This window comes from Polaromonas sp. P1_E1_2, from assembly GCF_056406035.1.
This window is the reverse complement of the sequence record NZ_JBFUAZ010000294.1, coordinates 1-5,004: the sequence shown is the minus strand read 5'-3', so window position 1 is coordinate 5,004 and position 5,004 is coordinate 1. Positions and strand designations below refer to the sequence as shown.

At 64.6% G+C, this 5,004-nt stretch carries 6 protein-coding genes; 4 read left to right on the top strand and 2 right to left on the bottom strand.

From position 1 onward, the window contains the following. The 4 genes from AC1D1P_RS14010 to AC1D1P_RS13995 form a co-directional block, all read left to right on the top strand. Positions 1-238: rhodanese-like domain-containing protein (locus AC1D1P_RS14010; protein ID WP_477673406.1), on the top strand; the 238-nt coding region annotated here is incomplete at its 5' end. Between the two features lie 69 nt (positions 239-307). Then, entirely contained in the window at positions 308-1,303 is a 996-nt protein-coding gene (locus AC1D1P_RS14005; RefSeq protein ID WP_477673405.1) for a Bug family tripartite tricarboxylate transporter substrate binding protein, read from the top strand. A gap of 26 nt (positions 1,304-1,329) precedes the next feature. Further along, a complete protein-coding gene (gene metC, locus AC1D1P_RS14000) occupies positions 1,330-2,535 on the top strand; it encodes a cystathionine beta-lyase (protein ID WP_477673404.1) in 1,206 nt (401 codons plus the stop codon). Positions 2,536-2,656: 121 nt separating this feature from the next. Then, positions 2,657-3,670, top strand: a complete 1,014-nt coding sequence (locus tag AC1D1P_RS13995; RefSeq protein ID WP_477673403.1) for a YeiH family protein — start codon at positions 2,657-2,659, stop codon at positions 3,668-3,670. Positions 3,671-3,752: 82 nt separating this feature from the next. Here AC1D1P_RS13995 and oppF read toward each other — a convergent pair whose 3' ends face one another. Together oppF and AC1D1P_RS13985 are read right to left on the bottom strand one after the other, a co-directional pair. Continuing rightward, a complete protein-coding gene (gene oppF, locus AC1D1P_RS13990; protein WP_477669038.1) occupies positions 3,753-4,739 on the bottom strand; it encodes a murein tripeptide/oligopeptide ABC transporter ATP binding protein OppF in 987 nt (328 codons plus the stop codon). Then, positions 4,732-5,004, bottom strand: a 273-nt coding sequence (locus AC1D1P_RS13985; RefSeq protein ID WP_477673402.1) for an oligopeptide/dipeptide ABC transporter ATP-binding protein, incomplete at its 5' end; no start/stop codon positions are given. The genes AC1D1P_RS13985 and oppF, both read right to left, overlap by 8 nt.

The window sequence follows — 5,004 nt, the reverse complement described above, 5'->3', positions numbered from 1 at the left end:
GCTCGAGGGCGGCCTCGATGCCTGGCGCGCCGCCGGCTTTGCGCTGCAGGCCACTGACAACATCCCGGCCGACAGCGACTGCATCGACTACCTTTTCTTCGTGCATGACCGGCACGACGGCAACAAGGAAGCTGCCCGCCAGTACCTGGCCTGGGAAGTGAACCTGATCGGGCAGTTGGACGCGCTGGAACTGAAGGCATTCCAGTTGCCCGATGCCGCGGCCGCCCACCCCGCGTAATACTGATTTGGCCCCGCGCCGCCTCATTTTTTTTATTCATCTTTTGCCCCAATTCATTCAGGAGCCCCCATGCTTGCCAAACTGAAGTTCACCGCAGCCACACTGTGCTGCGCCCTCCTCTCCGTACACGGCGCCCCCTCAGCCCAACCCATGCCGCAGGTCGGCGGCTTCCCGAACCAGGCCATCAAGTTTGTGTCGCCTTTCCCGGCCGGCGGCGGCAATGACGCCACGACGCGCTTCGTGACGAGCCGCCTGTCCGACATCACCGGACAGAGCGCCATCGTCGACAACCGCGGCGGCGCCGGCGGCAACATAGGTGCCAAGGCCGTGGCCGACGCCAAGCCGGACGGCTACACCGTGCTCACAGGCCAGGTCTCGTTGATGGCCGTCAATCCCTCGCTGTATGCCTCGCCGGGTTTTGACCCGCTGAAAAACTTCCTGCCCATCACCCAGATCAATGCCGCGCCGCTGGTGCTGGTAGTGGCCAGCAACTCGCCCCTGAAAAGTTTTGCCGACCTCGCCGCGCAGACCAAAGCCCCAGGCGGGCGAGTCACCTATGCCACGCCCGGCAATGGCACACTCTCGCACCTCGTCGGCGTGGTTCTGGAAAAAGACAGCGCCATCAGCATGACCCACGTGCCCTACAAGGGCGCGGCGCCCGCCATCACCGACCTGCTGGGCGGCCAGGTAGACGTGCTCATTACCTCCACCGCCTCGGTGTCCAGCTTCATCCAGAACGGCAAGATGCGCGCCCTGGCCGTCACCAGCCCGCGCCGCATCGGCGTCTTCACCAAGGTGCCGACGCTGGAAGAGCTGGGCTACAAGAACACGACCTTTGAAGACTGGTACGGCTTCTTCGCACCGGCCGGCACGCCGCCCGAACGCGTGGCCTACCTGCACGACAGCATCGTGCGCTCGCTCAAGTCGCCGGAAGTCAGCAAGCTGATCACCGAGGGCGGCAGCGAAGTGGTGGGTAACACACCGGCAGCTTTTGCCGCGCAGCTCAAGGCAGACATCGCCCGCTGGTCGCGCGTCGTCAAGCTCTCGGGCGCCAAGCTAGACTGACCCCGGATTCATCAAACCGCCCCGACATGAGCAAAAAAACACCACCGGCCACCGCACCCAGTGCGTCACCCCTGACCCGCCTGGTCCACGCCGGCAAACAGCCGGCCTATGACGGCGGCCGGCCGGTCAACCCGGCCGTGGTGCGCGCCAGCACCGTGCTGTTCGACAACACGGCGCATCAGCGCGAGATGCGCCTGCGCCGCGGCGAGGAGCGCGTGTTCACCTACGGGGCGCGCGGCAACCCGACCAACTACGCGCTGGAAGACATGGTCAGCGAGCTTGAAGGCGCCTGGCGCACCCGGCTCTTTCCCACAGGCCTGGCCGCCATCGCGATGACGCTGTTGTCCTACCTCAAGCCCGGTGACCACCTGCTGATGTCGGACAGCGTCTACGAACCGGCGCGCAAGCTGGTGGAGTCCTTCCTCACGCCCTACAACATCCGCTGCACCTTCTTTGCAGCCGACGGCAGCGACGTGGAAGAAAAAATCGAGCCGGGCACGCGCATGATTTATGCCGAATGCCCGGGTTCGCTGGTGTATGAAATGTGCGACCTGCCGCGCCTGGCCGGCATTGCCCGTGCGCGGGGCCTGCTGCTGGTGGCCGACAACACCTGGGGCTCCGGCTACCAATACCGGCCGCTGGCACTGGGTGCCGACGTGTCCATCATGGCGGCCACCAAATACCTGTCGGGCCACTCCGACGTGATGATGGGCACCGTGGCCACCACGCAAGCCGCCTGGCAGGCGCTCAACGAGCGCAGCGATGCCTTCGGCATGACGGTGAGCCCCGACGATGCCTACCTGGTGCTGCGCGGCACACGCAGCATGGCCGCGCGCCTGGCCCTGCATGAAAGCGGCGCCCTGAAGGTGGCGGCCTGGCTGCAAACGCGCAGCGAAGTGGCGACCGTGTTCTGCCCGGCCCTGCCCGGCCATCCAGGTCACGCCATCTGGCAACGCGACTGCAAGGGCACCAACGGCCTGTTGTCCTTCGAGCTCCAGCGCACCTTCGACCAGGCCGCCGCCGAGCGGCTGATCGACGGCCTGCGGCTGTTTGGCCTGGGCGCTTCGTGGGGCGGCTATGAAAGCCTGGTCACGATGACCAACATGCGGGGCGCGCGCAGCGTGACCGACTGGTCGGGCCATGGCCAGATCGTGCGCTTGCACATCGGCCTGGAAGACCCGGTCGACCTGATATGCGACTTGCAACAGGGGTTTGCCGCATTGGCTGCCTGAAGGTTTTACCTCCGCGCCTTTGCCCTTCGCTTCTCCCCCAGCCTCTTTCCTCTCCCTCACTCCTTTTCATCCGCCCCCGCGGCGGCTCTCGCCTGCCCTTTTCTTTCAGGTTTGCATCACCATGCCCAGCCACGCACACCTTTGGCTCCAACGCACCCGCAGCCTCTGGCCGGGCATTGCCTCGCCGCTGCTCATCATGCTGGCCGCCACTTTCGTCTCCGAACATTACGGCGGCCCGCAACTGCTATACGCCCTGCTGTTCGGACTGGCCTTTCATTTCCTGCACGAGGACGCACGCTGCCGGCCCGGTATAGAGTTCTGCGCCAAAACCCTGTTGCGCATCGGCGTGGCCTTGCTGGGTGCGCGCATCACGCTCTCCCAAATCGGGCACTTGGGTATCGGGCCGCTGGCCACCGCGGTGCTGGGCATTGCCAGCACGATTACCCTGGGCGCCTGGCTGGCACGGCGCTTTGATTTAAAGACCGATTTCGGCCTGCTTTGCGGCGCGGCTGTTTCGATTTGCGGCGCCTCCGCAGCGCTGGCCGTGGCGGCCGTCATGCCCAAAACCGAAGAGAGCGAGCGCTACACACTGCTAACCGTTGTCGGCGTCACCGGCCTCTCGACACTGGCAATGGTTGTGTTTCCGTTGCTGGCAAAGGGTTTGCGGCTGGACGACACCGCTGCCGGCATCTTCCTGGGTGGCACCATCCATGACGTGGCGCAGGTTGTCGGCGCCGGCTTGCTGCTATCGCACGAGACTGGCGACGTCGCGGTGATCGTCAAGCTCTTTCGCGTCACGCTGCTGGTGYCTGTGGTGGCAGTGCTGGCCTGGTACTGGCGGCGGCGCAGCAGCCCCGGCGGCGATACCGGCCCGCGCACGCCGCTGCTGCCCTTCTTCCTGGTCGGCTTCATGGCGCTGGTGCTGGCCAACAGCCTGGGCGTGGTGACGCCACGGCTCAATGAGGCGCTGGGCCATGTGTCGCGCGCGTGTCTCGTGGTCGCCATTTCAGCGCTGGGCATCAAGACCTCGTTTGAAGCACTGGTGCAGCTCGGCTGGCGGCCCATGGCCCTGATGCTGCTGGAAACCCTGTGGCTGGTCGCCGTTTTTGCGGTGTACCTGTGCATTGTCCGGTGATGATTCGGCCGGAATTTGCTATGATTTTTATAGCTGCTTGCGCTCATGCTTAAAGGGCTGGAGCCCTAAAAGGCTTAAGACTTCAAGCCAGCAGGCAAGCCGCTTCCGTCTGGTCGTCCAGGCGGCGAAGCTCAGGCACCTCTTCAGCGCAGCGCGCAACGGCCAAGGGGCAGCGCGTTCGGAACACACACCCCGAGGGCGGTGACATCGGCGACGGCAGGTCGCCCTGCAGCAGCTGGATCACCTTCTTGCGCTCCAGCGCCGGGTCGGGAATCGGGATGGCCGACAGCAACGCCTGCGTGTAGGGGTGACGCGGCGCGGCATACAACGCCTTCTTTTTCGCCACTTCCATTTCATGCCCCAGGTACATCACCAAAATGCGGTCGCTGATGTGTTTGACGACGGCCAGGTCATGCGCGATGAAGATCAGCGCCAGACCCATGGATTTTTGCAGCGCCTTGAGCAGGTTGATGATTTGCGCCTGGATCGAGACATCGAGCGCTGACACCGGCTCGTCGCAGATGATGAGCTTGGGCTCCAGGATCAGCGCCCGGGCGATACCGATGCGCTGGCACTGGCCGCCTGAAAATTCATGCGGGTAGCGGTTGATCTGCTGCGCCATCAGGCCAACGCGGCCCATCATGGCCTTGACGCGCTGCATCACTTCGGCCTCGGGCATGCGCGGGCGATGCGTGCGCAAAGGTTCGGCAATGATCTGCGCGATGGTCATGCGCGGGTCCAGCGAGGCCAACGGATCCTGGAAGATCATCTGGATGTCTGACCGCACGCCCAGCCAGGCTTGAGATGAAGCGCCCGTCATCTCCTGGCCCATCCAGACAATGTTGCCGGCGGTGGCAGGAATCAGGTTCAGCACCGCACGCGCCAAGGTGGATTTTCCGCAGCCCGACTCACCCACCACGCCCAGCGTTTCGCCCGCATGGATGTCGAAGGAAATGCCGTCCACGGCTTTCAGGATTCGCGCCGGCGACCAGGGCCAGGCGCCGCTTTTGATCCTGAAGTGCACTTTCAGGTCGCGCACCGACAAAATAGGTTGAGAGGCATCACGCATGGACGGCTCCCTTGGCCGCAAGTTCAGACACAGCCTCACTTGATTTGTGGCAAGCCCTGAGCACCGCCGGGTTGTGCAAGGCCGGCAGCAACGCGGGCATCACGTCACGGCACTGATCGCTGGCCAGCGTACAACGTTCGCTGAACGGGCAGCCCTTGGGAAGCCGCGCCATGTTGGGCGGCGCGCCTGGGATGGCGACCAGCGCTTCGTCATCCGCGTCCAGGCGCGGTATGGCACCCAGCAGGCCCACGGTATAGGGATGGGA

Excerpts from the sequence above, each read along its gene's own strand:
- AC1D1P_RS14005 (WP_477673405.1), top strand. The coding sequence starts at position 308 with ATGCTTGCCAAACTGAAGTTCACCGCAGCCACACTGTGCTGCGCCCTC.
- metC (WP_477673404.1), top strand. The coding sequence starts at position 1,330 with ATGAGCAAAAAAACACCACCGGCCACCGCACCCAGTGCGTCACCCCTG.
- oppF (WP_477669038.1), bottom strand. The coding sequence starts at position 4,739 with ATGCGTGATGCCTCTCAACCTATTTTGTCGGTGCGCGACCTGAAAGTG.